The organism is Frigoribacterium sp. CFBP 8751, from assembly GCF_014841545.1.
GTDB lineage: Bacteria > Actinomycetota > Actinomycetes > Actinomycetales > Microbacteriaceae > Frigoribacterium.
The window spans coordinates 94924-112224 of record NZ_JACYUB010000008.1; the positions used below are offsets into that span (position 1 = coordinate 94924).

Annotated in this window: 20 protein-coding genes; 11 read left to right on the plus strand and 9 right to left on the minus strand. The window is 65.6% G+C overall.

The genetic code is table 11. The features are described 5' to 3' along the window. Positions 1 to 98 precede the first annotated feature (98 nt). From IFT88_RS15990 to IFT88_RS16000, 3 genes are all read left to right on the plus strand, one after another. On the plus strand, positions 99 to 1079 hold the full coding sequence (locus IFT88_RS15990) for an amidohydrolase family protein (protein WP_192121771.1): 981 nt from the start codon (positions 99 to 101) through the stop codon (positions 1077 to 1079). Between the two features lie 197 nt (positions 1080 to 1276). Continuing rightward, entirely contained in the window at positions 1277 to 1561 is a 285-nt protein-coding gene (locus IFT88_RS15995; protein WP_192121774.1) for a hypothetical protein, read from the plus strand. Positions 1562 to 1571: 10 nt separating this feature from the next. After that, positions 1572 to 1853, plus strand: coding sequence for a hypothetical protein (locus tag IFT88_RS16000; RefSeq protein ID WP_192121776.1), 282 nt, complete (start codon positions 1572 to 1574; stop codon positions 1851 to 1853). A 90-nt stretch (positions 1854 to 1943) separates the two neighbouring features. On the opposite strand, the gene IFT88_RS16005 is transcribed toward IFT88_RS16000, so the two are convergent. Beyond that, positions 1944 to 2786: a nuclease-related domain-containing protein gene (locus IFT88_RS16005; RefSeq protein ID WP_192121779.1), complete on the minus strand. Its 843-nt coding sequence runs from the start codon at positions 2784 to 2786 to the stop codon at positions 1944 to 1946. A 189-nt stretch (positions 2787 to 2975) separates the two neighbouring features. Beyond that, positions 2976 to 3326: an SdpI family protein gene (locus IFT88_RS16010; protein WP_192121781.1), complete on the minus strand. Its 351-nt coding sequence runs from the start codon at positions 3324 to 3326 to the stop codon at positions 2976 to 2978. 242 nt (positions 3327 to 3568) lie between these two features. On the opposite strand from IFT88_RS16010, the gene IFT88_RS16015 reads away from it, so the two are divergent. The 5 genes from IFT88_RS16015 to IFT88_RS16035 all read left to right on the plus strand — a co-directional run bounded on the left by IFT88_RS16015 (position 3569) and on the right by IFT88_RS16035 (position 7002). After that, positions 3569 to 4069, plus strand: a complete 501-nt coding sequence (locus IFT88_RS16015; protein WP_192121783.1) for a GNAT family N-acetyltransferase — start codon at positions 3569 to 3571, stop codon at positions 4067 to 4069. A 134-nt stretch (positions 4070 to 4203) separates the two neighbouring features. Then, positions 4204 to 4728 carry a GrpB family protein gene (locus tag IFT88_RS16020; protein ID WP_192121785.1) on the plus strand — a complete coding sequence of 175 codons (525 nt, stop codon included), beginning with the start codon at positions 4204 to 4206 and terminating at the stop codon, positions 4726 to 4728. 51 nt (positions 4729 to 4779) lie between these two features. Continuing rightward, complete coding sequence (locus tag IFT88_RS16025) at positions 4780 to 5691, plus strand: pentapeptide repeat-containing protein (protein ID WP_192121787.1); 912 nt, start codon at positions 4780 to 4782, stop codon at positions 5689 to 5691. A gap of 48 nt (positions 5692 to 5739) precedes the next feature. Further along, positions 5740 to 6285: a dihydrofolate reductase family protein gene (locus IFT88_RS16030; protein WP_192121789.1), complete on the plus strand. Its 546-nt coding sequence runs from the start codon at positions 5740 to 5742 to the stop codon at positions 6283 to 6285. Between the two features lie 90 nt (positions 6286 to 6375). Then, positions 6376 to 7002 (plus strand): uracil-DNA glycosylase, encoded by a 627-nt coding sequence (locus tag IFT88_RS16035; RefSeq protein ID WP_199859335.1) that lies wholly within the window; start codon positions 6376 to 6378, stop codon positions 7000 to 7002. 54 nt (positions 7003 to 7056) lie between these two features. Here IFT88_RS16035 and IFT88_RS16040 read toward each other — a convergent pair whose 3' ends face one another. Further along, positions 7057 to 7539, minus strand: coding sequence for a hypothetical protein (locus IFT88_RS16040; protein WP_192121791.1), 483 nt, complete (start codon positions 7537 to 7539; stop codon positions 7057 to 7059). A gap of 317 nt (positions 7540 to 7856) precedes the next feature. On the opposite strand from IFT88_RS16040, the gene IFT88_RS16045 reads away from it, so the two are divergent. Further along, complete coding sequence (locus IFT88_RS16045; protein WP_192121856.1) at positions 7857 to 8951, plus strand: type I restriction endonuclease; 1095 nt, start codon at positions 7857 to 7859, stop codon at positions 8949 to 8951. Between the two features lie 34 nt (positions 8952 to 8985). Continuing rightward, positions 8986 to 9636, plus strand: coding sequence for a hypothetical protein (locus IFT88_RS16050; RefSeq protein WP_192121793.1), 651 nt, complete (start codon positions 8986 to 8988; stop codon positions 9634 to 9636). A gap of 99 nt (positions 9637 to 9735) precedes the next feature. On the opposite strand, the gene IFT88_RS16055 is transcribed toward IFT88_RS16050, so the two are convergent. The 6 genes from IFT88_RS16055 to IFT88_RS16075 all read right to left on the minus strand — a co-directional run bounded on the left by IFT88_RS16055 (position 9736) and on the right by IFT88_RS16075 (position 14971). Next, a complete protein-coding gene (locus IFT88_RS16055; RefSeq protein WP_192121795.1) occupies positions 9736 to 11361 on the minus strand; it encodes a DUF726 domain-containing protein in 1626 nt (541 codons plus the stop codon). A 107-nt stretch (positions 11362 to 11468) separates the two neighbouring features. After that, entirely contained in the window at positions 11469 to 11660 is a 192-nt protein-coding gene (locus IFT88_RS17290) for a hypothetical protein (protein ID WP_249409102.1), read from the minus strand. Between the two features lie 9 nt (positions 11661 to 11669). Next, positions 11670 to 12224 carry a hypothetical protein gene (locus IFT88_RS17295; protein WP_249409103.1) on the minus strand — a complete coding sequence of 185 codons (555 nt, stop codon included), beginning with the start codon at positions 12222 to 12224 and terminating at the stop codon, positions 11670 to 11672. Between the two features lie 107 nt (positions 12225 to 12331). After that, positions 12332 to 12922 carry a GPP34 family phosphoprotein gene (locus IFT88_RS16065; protein WP_192121797.1) on the minus strand — a complete coding sequence of 197 codons (591 nt, stop codon included), beginning with the start codon at positions 12920 to 12922 and terminating at the stop codon, positions 12332 to 12334. After that, positions 12858 to 13859 carry a MerR family transcriptional regulator gene (locus IFT88_RS16070; protein ID WP_199859336.1) on the minus strand — a complete coding sequence of 334 codons (1002 nt, stop codon included), beginning with the start codon at positions 13857 to 13859 and terminating at the stop codon, positions 12858 to 12860. The genes IFT88_RS16065 and IFT88_RS16070 overlap by 65 nt, the downstream gene beginning before the upstream one ends. A gap of 374 nt (positions 13860 to 14233) precedes the next feature. Further along, positions 14234 to 14971 carry a hypothetical protein gene (locus IFT88_RS16075; RefSeq protein WP_192121799.1) on the minus strand — a complete coding sequence of 246 codons (738 nt, stop codon included), beginning with the start codon at positions 14969 to 14971 and terminating at the stop codon, positions 14234 to 14236. A gap of 551 nt (positions 14972 to 15522) precedes the next feature. Between IFT88_RS16075 and IFT88_RS16080 the strand changes: the two genes are divergently transcribed. After that, on the plus strand, positions 15523 to 16884 hold the full coding sequence (locus IFT88_RS16080; RefSeq protein ID WP_192121801.1) for a hypothetical protein: 1362 nt from the start codon (positions 15523 to 15525) through the stop codon (positions 16882 to 16884). Positions 16885 to 17301 lie beyond the last annotated feature (417 nt).

Below are 17301 nucleotides of genomic sequence, written 5' to 3' on the forward strand. Positions count from 1 at the left end.
CACTCGACCGGTCCGCCGGGGCACCCCGGCCCGCCCGGGCGTTGACTGGCGCTCGCGACGGCCTACCCACCGAACCGTCCTCGCGAACGGAGCCACCCATGTCCCTGATCGGCATCGAAGAGCACTGGACCACCCCCGAGCTGAAGGCCGCGCTTGAGTCGCTGCCACCCGAGCTGCGGGACGACAGCCTCGCGTTCAACGAGCGGGGTGACCACTTGACCCGGCTCGAGGACGTCGGAGACGGGCGGATCGCCGCAATGGACGAGCAGGGCATCGACGTGCAGGTGTTGTCGGTGGCTCCCCCGGCGAACGGGCCGTTGCCGGCGGCCGACGCGCGTCGGCTCGCTCGAGACCTGAACGACCTCGCGGCGGAGGCCGTGTCGCGGCATCCCACGCGCCTCCTGGCGTTGGCGACCCTGCCGATGGCCGACCCGCAGGCGGTGTCGGGAGAGTTCGAGAGGGCGTCCGCAGCCGGTTTCGTGGGGGCGATGGTCTACGGCCGGACCGGTGACGTGCCCCTCGACGATCCGCGGTACGACGACCTGTTCTCGACGGCGGCTCGGCTCGGCAGGCCGCTTTTCATCCACCCGCAGATCCCGACGAAGGAAGTGCGCGCGGCCCAGTACGGAGGCCTCGGCGACCTGACGGGGCTGGCCCTGTCGACGTTCGCGTGGGGCTGGCACCTCGAGGCGGCGACGGCGGCGTTGCGGTTGATCGCGAGCGGGGCGTTCGACCGGCACCCCGAGCTGCAGATCGTGTTGGGGCACTGGGGAGAGCTGTTGCTGTTCTGGTTAAGCCGGGCCGACGGGCTGTCGGGGCTGGCGGGCCTCGATCGCACGGTGAGCGAGTACGTGCGGCAGAACGTGCACATCACGGCGTCGGGCATGTTCGAGCCGGCGCTGCTGAGGCACGCGCTCGAGGTGACGACGATCGACCGGCTGCTCTTCTCGACGGACTACCCGTTCCAGCACCCGACGGGCGACGAGGTGCAGGCTTTCCTCGGCGAGTTCGCGACGGACGCCGACCGCGACGCCTTCGCCTGCGGCAACGCCGCCCACCTCTTCGGCATCGACGTCTGAGAAGGAGGCGCGGGTCGGTTCGCCCGCGTCTGTCACCCCGGTGCTCGCGCGAGTGGGCAGAAGGTGCTCGGCCCGAGCCCCCGAGCAGCATCTTCTGCCCACTCGGGGTCCTCGCTCGGGCCGGACGACCGGGGTGACCGAGGTGACCCTCGAAGCAGGACTCCGTCCGGCTCCGTGCCGCGCCCTAGTCTGTGCGCATGGCCACCCCGACCACTCCCCGCCTCGGCCGTCTGGCCATCGTCGCCGCGATCGTCGGTGCCGTGGCCTACAGCGTGGCCGTGCTGCTCGTCTGGACGCCGTTCGGCCCGACGGGCAGCGTCCGGTATTCGACCGAGCCCCCCGTCGACTGGCTGACCATCCGTCGAACCGCGGCCGCCGTGCTCGGGACCTTCGGACTCGTCGTCCTGGCGACAGCCCTCGTGCTGGCACTGGTCGTGCTGGTGCGGTGGGCCGTCGCGAGGCGACCGACCCGCGCCTCCTGATCGGATTCCCGTGATCAACCTCGTCGCCCTCGTCCCGGCATTGCTCACCGTGGCCGCTCTCGCAGTGGCCTGGTCGGCATCGGGCGGAACGACGACCCGGGCGCGCCGGTGGAGTGCCCGCGCTCTGGCGGTCTGGGCAGCCGTCGCCGTGGTCGCGCTCGCCGCGTTCCTCGTCGGCCTGCACCTGCAGCACGCCGACCTCGCCGTCTGGTCGGCGTTCGCACTGATCGCTGCAGCTCTTGCCGCCGTGACCGCGGCGGCCGCCCGCGTGGTGTCGTCGCTCGTGCGGTGATCCGGTACGTACCGGATCACCACGAGCGGCCTTGCCGTCTCTGGGCCGAGGCCTCAGGGCCCGCGGCTCAGGGCCCACGGCGCAGGGCACCTACCCGAAGGTCGAGACGACCGTGCTCGTGACCGTCGCCACCACCGCGATGGCGACTCCCCCGCTCGCCCCGAGAATGCCGAGCGCCGTGCCCACACGCCACTGCCGTCGACGTCGGGCCGCGTCGTCGATGTCGCGGCGCAGGCGTTCGAAGCGGTGTTCGTGACGGAGCGTGTCCGTCAGCACCAGCGCCTCCGTGTGCCAGGTGCCGCGTTCTTCGGCGACCATGGTCAGGTACGCCAGCGCCTCGGGTGAGTGCACCCGCGGCCCGTTCATCAGCCACTTCCGCAGGTGTGCAGCGACGACCACCGAGACCGTCGGCGCCCTCTTGCCGACTGACAGCGAGGCCTCGCCCACGAGCACGATGACGGGCGTGACGACGATCTCGAAGTCGGCCGCCCTCGACATCAACCGGGAGGCGCGGGCCGCCTCGTGAAGGGAGTTGCGAGAGTGGTCGGTCCGGTGTCCGCCGACCGTCACCAAGCCGCCGCCGACCCAGACCTTCTTGCCGGCGTGGTGCTTGGTGTTGACGGTGAAGACGCCCGTCGGTCCGATGACGACGTGGTCGATGTCGGACTCGCCCGAGCCGACCGGGACGGAGTGCAGGACGGTCCACTCGGGCCCGAGCTCGGCGAGCACGCGCGCGACCTCGATCTCACCGAGGGCGCCCTGGTACCAACTCTGGGCGCCGGCGCTCAGGGGCGAGTGACCGAAGAGGCGCTGCCGCCGGGTCAGTGCGGGCGCCTCGGCCTGGACGCGTAGGCACTCCTGCATCACCGAGTAGGCCGGCCGCCGGGCCTTCAACGTCATCGCCACGCTTCCGCGCACCACGGTCTCGCTCATGTCTTCCCCCTTGCCCACACGGTAGGGCGACACGTGATGTGCAGACGAGCCCCCGTTGGGAGGCCAGCTCGCGCCCCGGGTCGGCAGGCTCGATCGAGTGGTCAGAAAACGTCCTTCCGCCTCGCGGGAAGGACACTTTCTGACCACTCGACGACCCGATCACCAGCAGCGGCACCGGATCACGAGCGCCTACGGCGAACCGAGCACGTCCGTTGCCGCCTCATCCGCCCGCCACGCCCCGACGAGCGTGCCGAACAGCAGCGCCACCATGCTCCCGATCGCCCAGATGGCTATCGCGTCCTCCGACGGGCCCATGAGGAGCGGCACCACGATCGACCCCACGGCGAGCGCGCACCCCACCGTCACCGGCACGAGTGCTGCCCGGTGCCCGGCCTGCCACGCCTCGGGCGACGCCATCACGTGCCGGAACCGGATGCCGGCGAGGTGGTTCACCCCGAGCCGTCCCCGTGCGGCGGCGAGCGTCGTCCAGAAGACGACGGCGCACCCGGCGAACACGATGAGCGGAACGACGACGAGCATCCCTCCAGGCTAGGTCGGCGCCTCCGGACGCAACTCCCCCGCGCGGCCCGTTCGTATCCGCCGCGGTCGGCCCTGGCGGCATCGAGTGGGCAGAAAGTGTCCTTCCGCCGCCCCCGAAGGACACTTTCTGCCCACTCAAGCCTGCCGGGCCCACCCGGGCAGACTCGAACCGGGCGAGCCCGGCGAGCCCGACGAGCGCGACGAGCGCGACGAGCGCGACGAGCCCCAGGAAGAATGGCCCCATGCCCCTCGTCCGCATCGCCCCGACCGACGCCGACGCCGACGCCGACGCCCGAGCCGACCTCCGCGCCTTCCTCGCCGCCGCCGACCTCACCCTCGCCGGTCTCGTCTCCCCCACGCCGCGCCTCCGGCTCTGGGTCGACCGTGACGCCACCGGCACGGTCGTCGGCAGCACCGGCTACGAGCTCAGCGCCGACGGCGAGCACGCCCTGATCCGCAGCGTCGCCGTCGCCCCCACCGTCCGCACCCGCGGCGCGGGCTCCCGCCTCGCCCGCCACGCCCTCACCGACGCCGCCGCGCACGGAGCCCGCCACGTCTGGCTCTTCTCCCGCCGCTCCGGACCGTTCTGGCAGACGCTCGGCTTCACCCCCGCCGACCGCGACGCCCTCGCCGCGGCCCTCCCCGACACGCACCAGGTGCGGCTCTTCCGCGCCTCCGGCCAGCTCGCCCGCGAGGTCGCCTGGTCGCGCCCCCTCGCCGACCTCCGCCCGACGACCCCCTAGGAGGCGCGGGTCGGCCCACGCCCGCCCCACCGGTCATCGAGTGGTCCCGAATCGTCCTTCCCCTCCGCGCGAGCGACGATCCGGGACCACTCGACCCCGCGCCGCCGAGAGCGACACCCCGTACGATCGCCCCGATGGTCGATCTGCAGCCGCACTCCCCCGCCTGGGCCGACGACTACCGCCGAGAGGCCGAGCGCCTGGCGACCGCCCTCGGCACCCGGGTCGACGCTCTCGAGCACATCGGAAGCACGGCCGTCCCCGGCCTCCTCTCGAAGCCGATCATCGACGTCGCCGCCCGGACGTCTCCCGGCACCGACCCGTTCGTCCTGGGCGCCGCCTTGATCGACCTCGGCTACGAACGACACGCAGCGGGCCCGAAGACCCACGCGGTCTACGTCCGGCGGGACGGACCACGACGCACGCACATCCTCCACGTCTTCCGCCCCGACCAGTGGGATGCCTGCCACCAGCGGCTGTTCCGCGACCGCCTGCTGCGCGACCCGGTCGCGCGACAGCGCTACGCGACCCTGAAGGAGGCGCTGGCCGGCCTCGACGACGGACGCGCCTACACAGCCGCCAAGACCGCACTCATCACCGACCTCGTCACCGATGAGCGAGCGGCTCGGGGTCTCTCTGCGGCCCCGGTGTGGGACAAGTGATCGACCCCTGTTCGATCGCCCCAGCCCGCCGCGCCCGTTAGCGTTGACGCGATGAGCACCCGCACACGGATCGAGCTGGGCCGCCGCGCCGACCTCGGAGCCGACTGTGCGAACTGCTTCGGCCTGTGCTGCGTCGCGCTGGCGTTCACGAAGAGCGCGGACTTCCCGTTCGACAAGCCGGCTGGCGACCCCTGTATGAACCTCGACGAGCACGACGGCTGCCGCATCCACCCGCAGTTGCGTGAGCGTGGGTTCAAGGGCTGCACGGTGTTCGACTGTTTCGGGGCGGGGCAGAAGGTCAGCCGGCGGACGTTCGCCGGGCGATCGTGGCGTGACGACCCCGCGACGCGTGAGGCGATGTTCTCGACGTTCCCGCTCGTGCGGAGGCTGCACGAGCTGCTCTGGCACCTCGACGAGGCGATCACCCTGATCGAGCGCGAGCGCGCACACGCCGCCGCGGCCCAACAGGGCCGTACCCGAGCAACCACCCCCGACCCGGCCCCGTGGCTCGCAGCCTTCGAGCGCGTCCGGCACCTCACCGACGGCACCCCCGACCAGCTGGCCGCCCTCGACGTCGACGCCGAGTACGACGCGGCGCGCGCGTTGTTGGTGCAGGCGAGTGAGGTGGCCCGGGCGTCCGTGCCCGCGCCTCCTCGGCGGTCGAGGGGCAAGGGGCAGGCGCTCGAGCCGGGGAGCGATCTGATGGGTGCGGCCCTGGCCGGGGCGGATCTGAGCGGGCGGACCCTCCGCGGCAGCATCGCGATCGCGGCGGACTTGCGCGGGGCCGACCTCGACCGCTGCGACCTGCTCGGTGTCGATCTGCGCGACGCCGACCTCGGTGGGGCGGACCTGTCGGGGGCGATCTACCTGACGCAGATGCAGGTGAACAGCGCCCGGGGCGATGCGGCGACGCGCCTGCCCGAGGGCTTCGCCCGGCCGACGCACTGGGCTGACGGGCGGTAGCACCCGCGCCTCTGGTGGCGCCTGCGTCGCACAGCTAGCCTCCCCGGCATGAGGACGCTCACGTACTCCATCAACGTCACGCTCGACGGCTGCATCGACCACCGTGAGGGCCGGCCGGATGCCGAGATCCACCAGCTCGCCGCGGAGGCTCTCGCCCAGGCCGACGGTCTGCTGCTGGGCCGGGTCACCTACGAGCTGATGGAGCAGTCCTGGCGTCCGCCCGCCTCCGACGCGTTCCCCGACTGGATGCAGCCCTTCGCGCGGACCATCCACGAGATCCCGAAGTACGTGGCGTCGACGACGCTCGAGAGCGTCGATTGGAACGCCGAGCTGCTCGGCGGAGACCTGCGCGAGGCGGTGCGCGAGCTGAAGAGCCGTCCCGGGGGCCCGCTCCGCCTCGGAGGTTCCACCTTCGCCACCGACGTCGTCGGCTGGGGCCTGGTCGACGAGTACGAGTTCACCGTCTACCCCTGGGTCGCCGGCCATGGCCCCTACCTGCTCGCCGGCCTCCCCCACCCCCTCGACCTCACCCCGACCGCCCGCCACGACCTCGCCTCTGGCGCCGTCGCGACGGCGTACCACCCGCGGGCCTGACGCCTCGGTTCACTCAGTTCACCAAATGGCGCAAACCCAAGGAGGCGCGGGTGTCCGCGCTAACGGACGGCGGCTTAGTAGGTTCACGGCATGCCCCGACAAATGGCCGATCCCGCGTTTCACGCCGACCAGACCGCACGAGCCTTCACTGCACCCCACGTGGCCCCGATCAATGCGTTCGTGGACTCCATCCGCGATCGTGATGGGCGTGGCTGGGCGCCCTACGTTCCGCCACACCACGGTGGCGTCGATGCTCGAGTGATCAGCGTCTTGCGGGACCCCGGCCCGGCTACTCAGCTCGGTGTCGGCTCGGGATTCATCAGTGTCGAGAACGACGACCCGACTGCCGAGCGTATGGCACGTCTCTTCGATCGTTTCGGCATCCCTGCAAAGGTCGTCTTGCCGTGGAACGCATATCCCTGGTACATCAACGCGGCGCCTAACGCGGCGCAGTCAAAGGCTGGAGCGCTGGTCTTGCTCGAGCTCTTGGAGCTCACACCCGACGTCGATGTCGTGCTCCTCCAGGGCCGGGATGCGGAGAAAGCCTGGCGGCGGGCCGTTGCGTTCGAGCCCCTCCTCGATCAACGTTTGTCAGTTCACGCCACGATTCACCCGGGGCGGCAGGCACTCTTCCACCCCGACCCGGTCGAGCGACAACGCCGAGTCGCCCATCAAGAGCACACGTTCGAGATGATCGCCGGGCACCTCGCAATCTAACGACGATGACACCTTTCAAGCGTGGAGACCCCATCGGACGTTTAGCCCCCTAGATCACCACGGCAACTCATGTGATTGAAGCCACCGAGGTCGCGTCGCTGTCCTTGGGCGGCTAAGCACCTCGCTATAGGCCTGGAGGTAGGACGAAGCATGTCGGGCCTTTGAGAGTACGAGGGAGGCGCGAATGGAGAGGAAGAGGAACGCCGCCATCCCTGCCCCAGCCATTCCGAGCACGACGGTGGCAAATGCCGTATACCAGGATTCTCCCTCGAGGGCATCAAGGGGGCGGATGACAAGACTTGCCATGACGGCATACAAGGCCAGGGTCGCGGTGAGGAGAGCAAATTCGTATGTGGCTCGGAGCTCCGCAAGTTCCCGCAACTCGCCCATGACCTTCTGACGAAGTTCATCGTTTCCCTTGATCGCTCGTCGAAAATGATCGACTTCTTCGTGTTGTGGAACACCGCCATTTCCCCTCTTGGGCATGAAGTCCTCCCACGTGACAGCATCGCGGTGAACCTGACGAATTAATCGCATGTGTATCTCCTATCTTCAGCGCTCGCTACTTGCGTCAGCTATCGACGCCGCTCACTACGACGTAAGCGCGCGGACGGGTCCACGGGTCTAAGGGTCCACGGGTCCACGGGTCTACGTGGTCTACGGGTCGAGGGAAATATGGCGACCCGCCCTAAGCCGGGTAGTTGTCTTCCCCCAAGCAGTCGCGCGGCGCATCTTCCCGTCCGCGGGTCGCCGCCGCTCGGTACCCGAATTGGGGGCAGCCAGCAGACAAACGTGGTCCGCTTGCCTTTTCGTGTCATCTAGTCTCTTGAGAAACCGTCACAAAGGGGACAATGATGGAGTTTGCCGAGCGGCTTGCCGCACTTGCACTGAAGGTCAAGAACCAGCGCGAGGCCATCCAGACGGAAGAGGCGACGAAGAACGCGTTCATCATGCCGTTTATCTCGACGATCCTCGGCTATGACGTCTTTAATCCTCTCGAGGTGGTGCCTGAGTTCACGGCCGACGTCGGCGTGAAGAAGGGCGAGAAGATTGACTACGCGATCATGCGTGACGGCGAGGTCCAGATCCTGATCGAGTGCAAGAAGTCGACCGAGCCGCTTCGCATCGAGCACGCGTCGCAGCTCTTCCGGTACTTCGCTGTGACGAACGCCCGCATCGCCGTGCTGACGAACGGCGAGAGCTACCACTTCTACACGGACCTCGACAAGCCGAACCGCATGGACGACAAGCCGTTCCTCGTGCTCGACCTGTCCGACATCGATGAGACGCTCCTCCCAGAGCTCAGCAAGCTGACGAAGGACGTCTTCGACCTCGACTCCGTCATCAGTGCTGCTGAAGAGCTGAAGTACGTCGGTCAGCTCAAGCGAGCAATCGCCGCCCAGTTCCGTGAGCCGTCGGACGATTGGATCAAGTTCGTCACGACCCGCGTTTACGAGGGTTCGTTCACCCAGAAGGTGCGCGACCAGTTCACGCCGCTGGTGGTCAAGGCCTCAAAACAGTTCCTCAACGATCAGGTGAACGACCGCCTCAAGACCGCGCTCGGCTCCCCCAACTTCCCCTCGATGCCGGCCGAAGCGCCCTCGGGTGCGGTCAGCAGCGAGGCCGTCGTCGAGGCCGATCTCGATCGGGACACCGAGACGGAGACGACCCTCGAAGAACTCGAGGGCTACCAGATCGTCAAGGCGATCGCCTGCAGCGAGGTCAAGCCCGAGCGCATCGTGCACCGCGACGCGAAGTCGTACTTCGCGGTCCTGCTCGACGACAACAACCGCAAACCGATCGCGCGCTTGCACTTCAACGGCAAGAAGCAGAAGTACCTCGGCGTCTTCGATGCGGAGAAGATCGAGACCAAGCACGCCATCGAGTCCCTCGACGGCATCTACGAACATGCCTCGGCCATCCGCGAGTCAGTCAAGGCGTACGCGTGATTGACCTTCACGTGCCAGGCCCGAGGTCCAAACGATGAATGAACCGAATTGGGCCGAGGTCCTGACCGCCGTATCTGCAGCCATCGTTCCGGCCGTCGTGCTCCTGGTCGGGCTCATGCTCGGCAGAAGACAATCTCGTAGCGAAGAACTGACGAGAGTGAGACTCGAGTACTACAAGTCCTTGGCCCCCAGCTTGAACCGCATCATGTGCTACATGCTTTTCATAGGCACCTGGCGTGATGACTCGCCTGCAGACGTCATTCATTTAAAGCGCCATGTCGACACGACCTTCCACACAGCGGCTCCGCTCTTCAGCCCCGCAACAGCCGCTGCGTACAAGAACATGATGGATTTGACGTTCACCACCTACGGCAATTGGGGCGATGACGCACGACTGAGGACGAGTGCTTTCCGACGGCGACAGGCCTGGAAGAGACAGAGTCAGACACCCTGGGCAGATTCCTGGAACTCGTTCTTCACCGTGTCGGACGACGAAGCGATCACAGAAGAATGGTTTGCCGCGTACCGCAAGGCCTACGATTCGCTTCTGGCACAGATGGTTGACGACATACAACTCAGCAAAAGACGCGACATTTACACGACCGAGACTGTCAGCCTGAACGCCCACAACGACCAACGCCCGCGAGTCACCGGTCGGCAGGGGCGCATCACTGCAAGACAATAGCCCCCTCTAGGCCTGAGAACTATCGCCCGAGGGCGGCTCCCGCACCCGCCACCTTGTCCCTTGCGCTAAGAGCGCGACATGGGGGTCGACCGGTCGCATCTATCGAAGCGTGACGTTGTCGTGGTAGCCGGAGTGCGCAGTGACCGTGTCGGTCACGTCGATGTTGTTGATTTTTTCAGGTGCGGGTCGGAAGCCCGTGAGTCCCGCGGCAGTCTTTCCCGCTTGCGCGACGGCGTAAACGTACTTGAGGATGCCATCCTCGGTCGAGTGGTAGTTGTAGACGCCCTTGTCCACCGCGTCCGCAAGACCAGACCAGTCGCCCTTGGCCCCGATCGCCACGCCCAGCAGGTGGAGCGCTTCGACCCGAGGCCCACCCGGTTTGGTCCCCAGCGCCTGCGCCGCGACCACCATGGCTCTGGCACCCAGGCTGTGGCCGACGAGGACTAACGATTCGGTCTCAGTCCGAGCCAGCAAGTCGGCAAGAACGACACCAGTTTTATCTGCTCGGTTCTTCGCTACGTGCCAGGGGTTCTTGACGATGTCGGCCACGGCGAGCAACGGACCTAACGGTCCGATCTTCGTGGCCGCGGCCCGAGCTGCTTTCGCAGCAGCCTGCTGGAGGGCTGCCCCACCGATGACCTTCGCTGCCCCGGTCCCGCTCATGAGTCCGAGGTGCCTTAATTCACGAGCGCCCCAGTGCACACGATAGACCGGGGAGTCCGGGTATCGGGCAGTCACGATGCTCTTCCACTCGCCCCAACCTCGCGCTGTCTCGGAGAGGAACCCGTTGCAGACGATGACGGGAGTGCCCGTCCCTCCCTGAAGCATTTCGATATGGAACGATTTGTCCTCCTGGACGTACGCGTTGGTGACGGATGCGCTCAGCGCTCCTCCGAGCGCGCCGCCCAAGGCCGTGAGCACCACAGTCCCACCCGCCATCCCGAGACCGCCCGCAGCTATGGCGCCACCCCCGAGGAAAGCGAGACCGGTAGTGGTCGCGGCGGCGCCGGTGTAGCCGCTGATGAGAACGCCGATGGCACCCCCGATAGCCGGTGCAGCGACAAGAGTCGCAGGTACTGCCAAGGCAACACCAGCCAGGCTGAAACCGATGATCTTCGTGACTCGGCTCAGTTTGACCTTGTCGTATTCGAGGAAAGTTGCGTAGTCCCCCAGCGACGCCATCTTGTTATCGATCTTTTCGAAACCAGAGATCTCGTGCCGGTGCTCGGCACAGAACCTCGGCATGGTCAAAGGTCCGCGTCCGCGAGACGCCATGTTGTCGCAGGTGGGGCCGGCGCAGGGAAGTGTCGGTGAACCGCAATTGCTGCAGAGATAGGCTGGCACCTGATTGAACGGTCGATCGGTCTTGACGTGTTCTGCAAGAGCGAAACAGTCGGAACACCAAGCGTGTTCGGTCTCGCTCGTCAGGTCGTCCGTGAGCTCAGCGATCCACTCCGCCATGTCCCGATGAGCCTCGGCACGTTTCGCCGCGGCCTTCTGCTGCTCCTCGGAAGGAAGCTGCACCTTGAGACGTGTGAACTTGGCATGAGCCCAGGCGTTGTCGACCAGGGCCTTGTTTCTTGCCAGAGTTGCGGCCCCTTCGACAACCGGCTCGAGCCCGTCGGACGACTCCGTCAGCGTGATGGATTGCCCCTTGTTGGTGGCGACAGTACACACGAGCATGTCTCCGCCAAGGAGCCGGGCTACGACCTCAGATTTCGGCATAAGAGAAATAGTCTCAGCTTGGCGCGCCGCAATTCGCCAGCAGGAAGAAAGCGGGGAATGGTGAGCAGGCGATTTATCCGTCGCCCTTTGTCACCCTGGATCGGGCTTCAACCACCCACAACTCTCAACACCCCCGTGGCAACCACCGTCACCACCGTCGTCCACAGCACGATCGCGATGACCTGCCAGAGAATCACCCAGCTCCTTGACACCCCGGTGCCGACGAGGGTCGCCGCGGTGAACATCGTCGGCAGTGCGAGCGGTGCCAGCAGGCTCGCACTGGGCACGCCGAACTTCACGAGCCAACGCTAGAGCCTCTGTTGCCCCTTCCTCTCGGGCTTTGACTCCGACACCCCGTCACGCAACACGACCCGTGTCGCAACGGGCATTCCGGCAGCACTCAAGCCGGCACCAGCAGCAGCACCCGCACCGCGGGACGCCGCACCCGCGCGCTCGTCGACGACCTCACCCGCACCCGGTTCACACCCAGCCGCACCCGACCCGCCAGCCGGCGCCCCACCCACCCCGCGCCTCCTGCGTCGCTCCCCGACCCCCGACCGCACCCACGCCCTTAGCCACACCACCGCGGCCACGCACAGCACATGGCCCGCGATCGCCGCCAGCGCCGCGACGACCGGGTTGACCCCGCTCAGCACGCCAAGCGCGGCGGCGCCCTCTCCTTCGAAAAACGGGATCGCACCCGCCAGCGCCAGGATCAGCGGCTGCGCGAGCTCGGGCACCTGCCCCACCAGCTCCTGCAGCCAGGCGAATGGGTCGCCCGACGAGGCATCGGTCGCAGCCGCCGACGCCGCGGCCGCGGCCGACAGGCGCGACGGGCCCGAGAGGGTGAGCGCGATGGACATGGTGGTCTCCTTCGATGGATGTCTCTGAGATGCGAGGGCACGCCGAATACCGGCGTGGTGAAGAGGGAGCAACGACGCGGTCCGACACCGCCGCAAGAAGAACGACCTCAGTCGTCCCGAAGCTCAGGCAGGCCGACCGTCACGAACAACGCTGTCGAGAGCATCACCCCAGCCGCCACCGCGATGGCGTCCCCCGCGATCTGCGCGCCCCACTTGCCCTGCTGCAGCTCGCGCCCGCGGGTGTAGACGTCGCCCGACCACGGGATGTCTCGGTGCAGCGCCGGCAGCGCCCCACTCGCCGACACCAGCGCCGCGAGGGCTGCGGTGCGCACCGACGGCTCAGTACCCTCTGCGAGGACGCCCCTCAGCGACGCGACGAGTTCGCCCCGCCGACCCGCGCCTCCTGCCCCTTCGGCCAGGCGCAGCCGCGTACCGGGGATGAAGCCGAGGCTGGTCGTCTTCTCCCGGATCAGCGCACCGCGCGCTACCAGCCGGTCGAGGGTCAGCGCCCGCAACGCAGGCATGATCTCGAGCACGAGCGAATAGGCGTCCGTCGGCTTGCGCTCGACCCGCTGCCAGGTGCCGAGCAGCAGCTCGTCGGTCGGCGCCGCAGAGGACGTCACCCGCACCTGCCTACCGCGCAGCGTGGTCTTCCGGTCGATGTCGACCGCACCGGCCCGCGCCAGCTCGGTCAGCACTGCCGGGCCCAGACGTGGAACAGCGGAGACCCCTCGCTGTGGATCGATCTTGACCGACGGTCGAACAGCACGAGCAGCAGGTCCTCGGCCAGTGTGGGCGCGAGTGTCGTTTCGCTCGTCGCCGGCCTCCTTCCGAGTCGGAACCTGAGGAGGCGCGGCTCGGCCTTGAGCCGCAACCCGCGTCTCCGACACCGGTCACCTCGCCACCGGTCGCCTCGGCACCGCCGGGCGTGTCGGCGCCATCGGGTGCCGCCTCGAGTGCGGCCAGCTCATCGAGCTTCCCGGCACCGATCAGTGACGCCCGGTAGAGCACTTCGCGCTGAGCATCGTTGTACAGCTCGGCGACCGCCTCGGCCACGGTCTGCTGCGCGATCGCCGCACCCCGCGCAGCCCGCTCGCACGGGGCAACCAACCACTCGTACCGCTGAGTCACCGCCGCCAGCACGGGAGCGTACTGCTCGCGCAACCGTCGCCGCGTCTCGCGGTCGGCGTCGGCGAGCTCTTCGAGTTCGGTGTCGGCAGCCGTCTTGGGCGAGTCGATGAGCATCTGCTTCAGGTCGTCCATCGCACGTTCGTCGAACACCTTCGACCAGATCAGCAGCAGCGACTGGTCGGCTTCGCTGAGGTCGCGTCCCGCTGCGGCGAACCCGGCAGGCAAGGAGGCGCTGGTCCGGTTCTCGAGGATCGCCGCCAACTCGGCGCAAATGCGTTGCAGCCGCTCGATGGTGGCGGCGAACTCGGCGTCGATCGTGCGGAGGGCGACGGCGGGATCGTCGACGGACGAGCGGAAGGATTCGATCTGAGCGAGCGGGACGCCTAGGTCGGTCAGGCGGGTGATCTGCAGGAGGCGCACCAGGTGCCGCACCTTGTACTGCTTGTACCCGTTGGCCAGCCGTGCGGGCTCGTCGAGCAGCCCGAGCTGGTGGTAATACCGCACCGACTTGACGGTGGTGCCGGCCAGCTCGCCCAGCTAGCGTGTGCTCCAGGCCACAGGAGGCTCCTCTCGGAAAAGCCGGCGCGGTGCCGGCGTGTGACCAAGTAGAGACCATGCCCTTGGGGCAGGTTCGAGGGTGTCTTCCCGCTGGGCTGAGTCATCTACGGCCAACAGAGGAGGCCTGGCGTGCGCCCGCCTCTAAGGCCCTCTCAAACTAGATGTAGCCCTTCGCGTGGACCATCCATGAACTCCCAAAGAACGTGGCATCGACGACGCTCGCGAGCGTCAACAGGAATGAGGAGCGACTCGGCTGAGACCCGCGCGAGACGGTGCTGGACCTAATCATGATGAGCAAGCACGCAGTCTCTCTTACTTACTCACATGATTGGCAGGCGAGACTGCTCGTTACGACGAGAAGTCTCGCGATTTGAGACAATTTTCTGAACAGCCGCACTCACCAGTAGAACGATTGCAAAAGGAAAGAGCAGGACGCCAACGGTAGTGATGCCGGCGCCGACTTCTTGGTCTGCCAGGAACCAAAAGAAGCCGGTCACCATCAGGAGAAGACATGCAGCGACTGCCCAAACTCCGACTGCCAGGACCGAGACGCGCGCACGAGCTCGAGACTGCTGGATTCCCCGATCTTGACGGGAAGGCGCTAGCCGCTCGACCTTGACGTCTCGGACTACCCGCACGTCGATTAGGGGATTGTCGACCCGCAAAAAGAACGGCTCCGAAGCTCTCAAAGTAAGGGAGATGAAGAAGTCTTGATGCATCACTTGAGGCTCGATGTGAAGCTCGCTTGGGGAGACTAGGCGCGGAGTTCGGTCGGAGCGTTCCCAATCGCCAAGACCGTCATGGAGGAGTTCTACCGGGGCTGAAAACCGGAAAGCGATAGGCCGCCCGCGGTCGAAGGTTGCGGACGGAATGTCTGCCCGGCTACTCGACCAAATTTGCAAGCCAAGAGTAACGGGGACACCTCCTTGGCTCGGAATACCGGGGACGACCTGGACAACGCCATAACGCACCTCACGACGGGGTCGATCTCTCCGTCGCACGAAAAGAGGTATGGCGACCGTAGCAATCACGCTCAGCAGACCGATGACGTACTCCATTTCCCGATTCTCGCAGGGAACGTCGCGTCTTCTTCCGCCGCCATGGGGTCTTCGAGCGGTTCAAGCTGCTTAAGGGAATGCAGCACCTTGACTGTAGTACTCACCAGATCGGTATGATTTAGTACGGTTCCGGCCGTACGTCGCGCCTCGCTTCCGCAAGCGGCAAAAGGTCAAGAAATTTCCGTTTCGGTTACGGTCATATGAGGGCTCACCTTCTGGGTCTTTAGGCGAACTGTCGGCCAAGACGGAAGGTGGCGACCTACGCCAAAGCACCTCATTCGCGCACACCGCCACCGAAGTCCCCTTTTCAAGCTTCTTGGACGGAGTGTTTGGTCATTGCCATTGGGGGCTCGGCCGCTATCGCTGCTATCCAGACTTGATGGGTCCTACTTGCACCTGTGACCAGCCACGTCCGTAAGCCCCACACTTCGCCCCCTACCGCACTGCGACCCAGGAGCCATTGACAATGTCAAGCGAGTCGTTCATGGCCGACTTCGAATGAGGCGCTTGTCGTCGCACGATTCATGCGATTCTCAAACGAAAGCGACTCAGTGACGACGGTCCCCCAAACTACGACGGCACCAAAGCTCTTCATCTGGAACGCCCTCGGCGCGAATCGAATTGAGTACTTAGCAGTCGATCGCCTATCTGAAGCGTTCGAAAAAACGTTGGCACCGTCAGTTGGCGACGTCGGGATCGCTCTGCAAACGGGCGAGACCGAACACGACGAACCGACAGTGGTCGGTGCGGCTTTGGTCTACAGCATAAGCGGCATAGCCAGTAGGACCGTTCGGGCATCTTTCCGTCCCATATATCGAATAACTGAGCCAATTCCCCTATCGAAAATCACTGCGAGCATTGAGACCGCCCCTGGCGATCTGGACGTTCCTGCGGCCTACTTCCCACAGTCACTTTCTACGGAAGCCGCCGTTGCTCTTTCGGAACGGCTGACACAAATAGACCCAGGATTTGGTCTCTGGTTCAGCAACCTAACTGCACCCCCACGTTCGTTCGGCCCGGGAGTGGAGCAAGCACGAATCGAAACTAAGGATGCAGTGACTTTGGCTGCACAAATCGCAGACATCGAACTTCCCGCCGATGCGCTTGCGTCGGACACTGTCGGCAACACCGACGAAGATCTTCTTCAATCTGTGATGAATAGTGCTTACAAGGTGGATCTAGAGGAGGAATTGCTACCGCTCGATTTGCGTCGGTTCAATCGCAAACTTGGCGTAGAACAGGTTGCTGCAAGCATGACGGTCTTTACCGATCGCGCAAAGGAACGCGTCCTCAGCGTCGTTTGCGTCAACAAGAAGCCTCTAGAAGAAGAAATGGGTGTTGACCTCTTCTACTGGGACAAAGTTAATGATGTTTTTACATTCGTACAGTACAAAAGGCTCGAACAGGCCAACTCATCTATTGGCGGGCGGTATGAATGGGTCTACAAACGAAAAGCAGAGCTGATTAAGCAACTACGCCTAATGCCTAGAACCAGCAAAGATGACACGACCAGTAGGGATTGGCGGATGACCGATTCGCCGTTCTGGTTTAAGTTTGTGCGGGGGGACGCCGCTGCGAAGTCCGATAGCCGCGTGTTGAAGGGCATGTACGTCCCTGCCGACTGGCTCCGCCTCGCGATCGAAGGGGACGAACTGAGGTCTGGGCCTCGGGGCGGCTTCCGGCTCACCTACGACAACGCAAAATACATCGGTCGTGGTGCTTTCACCCACCTCGTGGCTCGAGGCCTGTTAGGGACCACTTCGTCGAAGAGCATTTCATTCAAGAAAGTGTTCAAGACTCTCGGGAAAGATCGTCAGGTGATACTCGCGGTCAAGAGCGAATGGGCCGGTCAGGACGCGACGATCTCGAAGCAGCCTCCCGCCATCTCAACGGGGATAGACGACCCGTTTTAGGTCTAATATTAATTAGCACATGTCCTTGGGATATTTGGGAGACCCTAATCACGTGTCGGACGTGCGCCCAGTAGGGCATAAGAGGTCGCCAGGGCTGAGGCTCAAAGCCATTGACAACGAACGAAAGCTGTCGAGCATCCAGCCCGGCCCACCGACGCGTCAAGGTCCACTTACCTCGTGTGGCACACAACTAACCGTTGTGAGCTGTACGAGGTTTTTTGTGCCCGTGCCACGCTCGAGTCATCGCGAAAGGCGATCCCATTCCGTACAACACCCCCGCCCCAACGTAGCCTGCCAGCCATAACTGGCTCGACTATGAGTCCGGATCGATCTACCTCGGCATCAGCGTCCGCGCTCTTCATCGCCTAGCCCGAAAGAAAAGATCGGCTGCACCCGTTCAAGAAAACGGACTCTCTT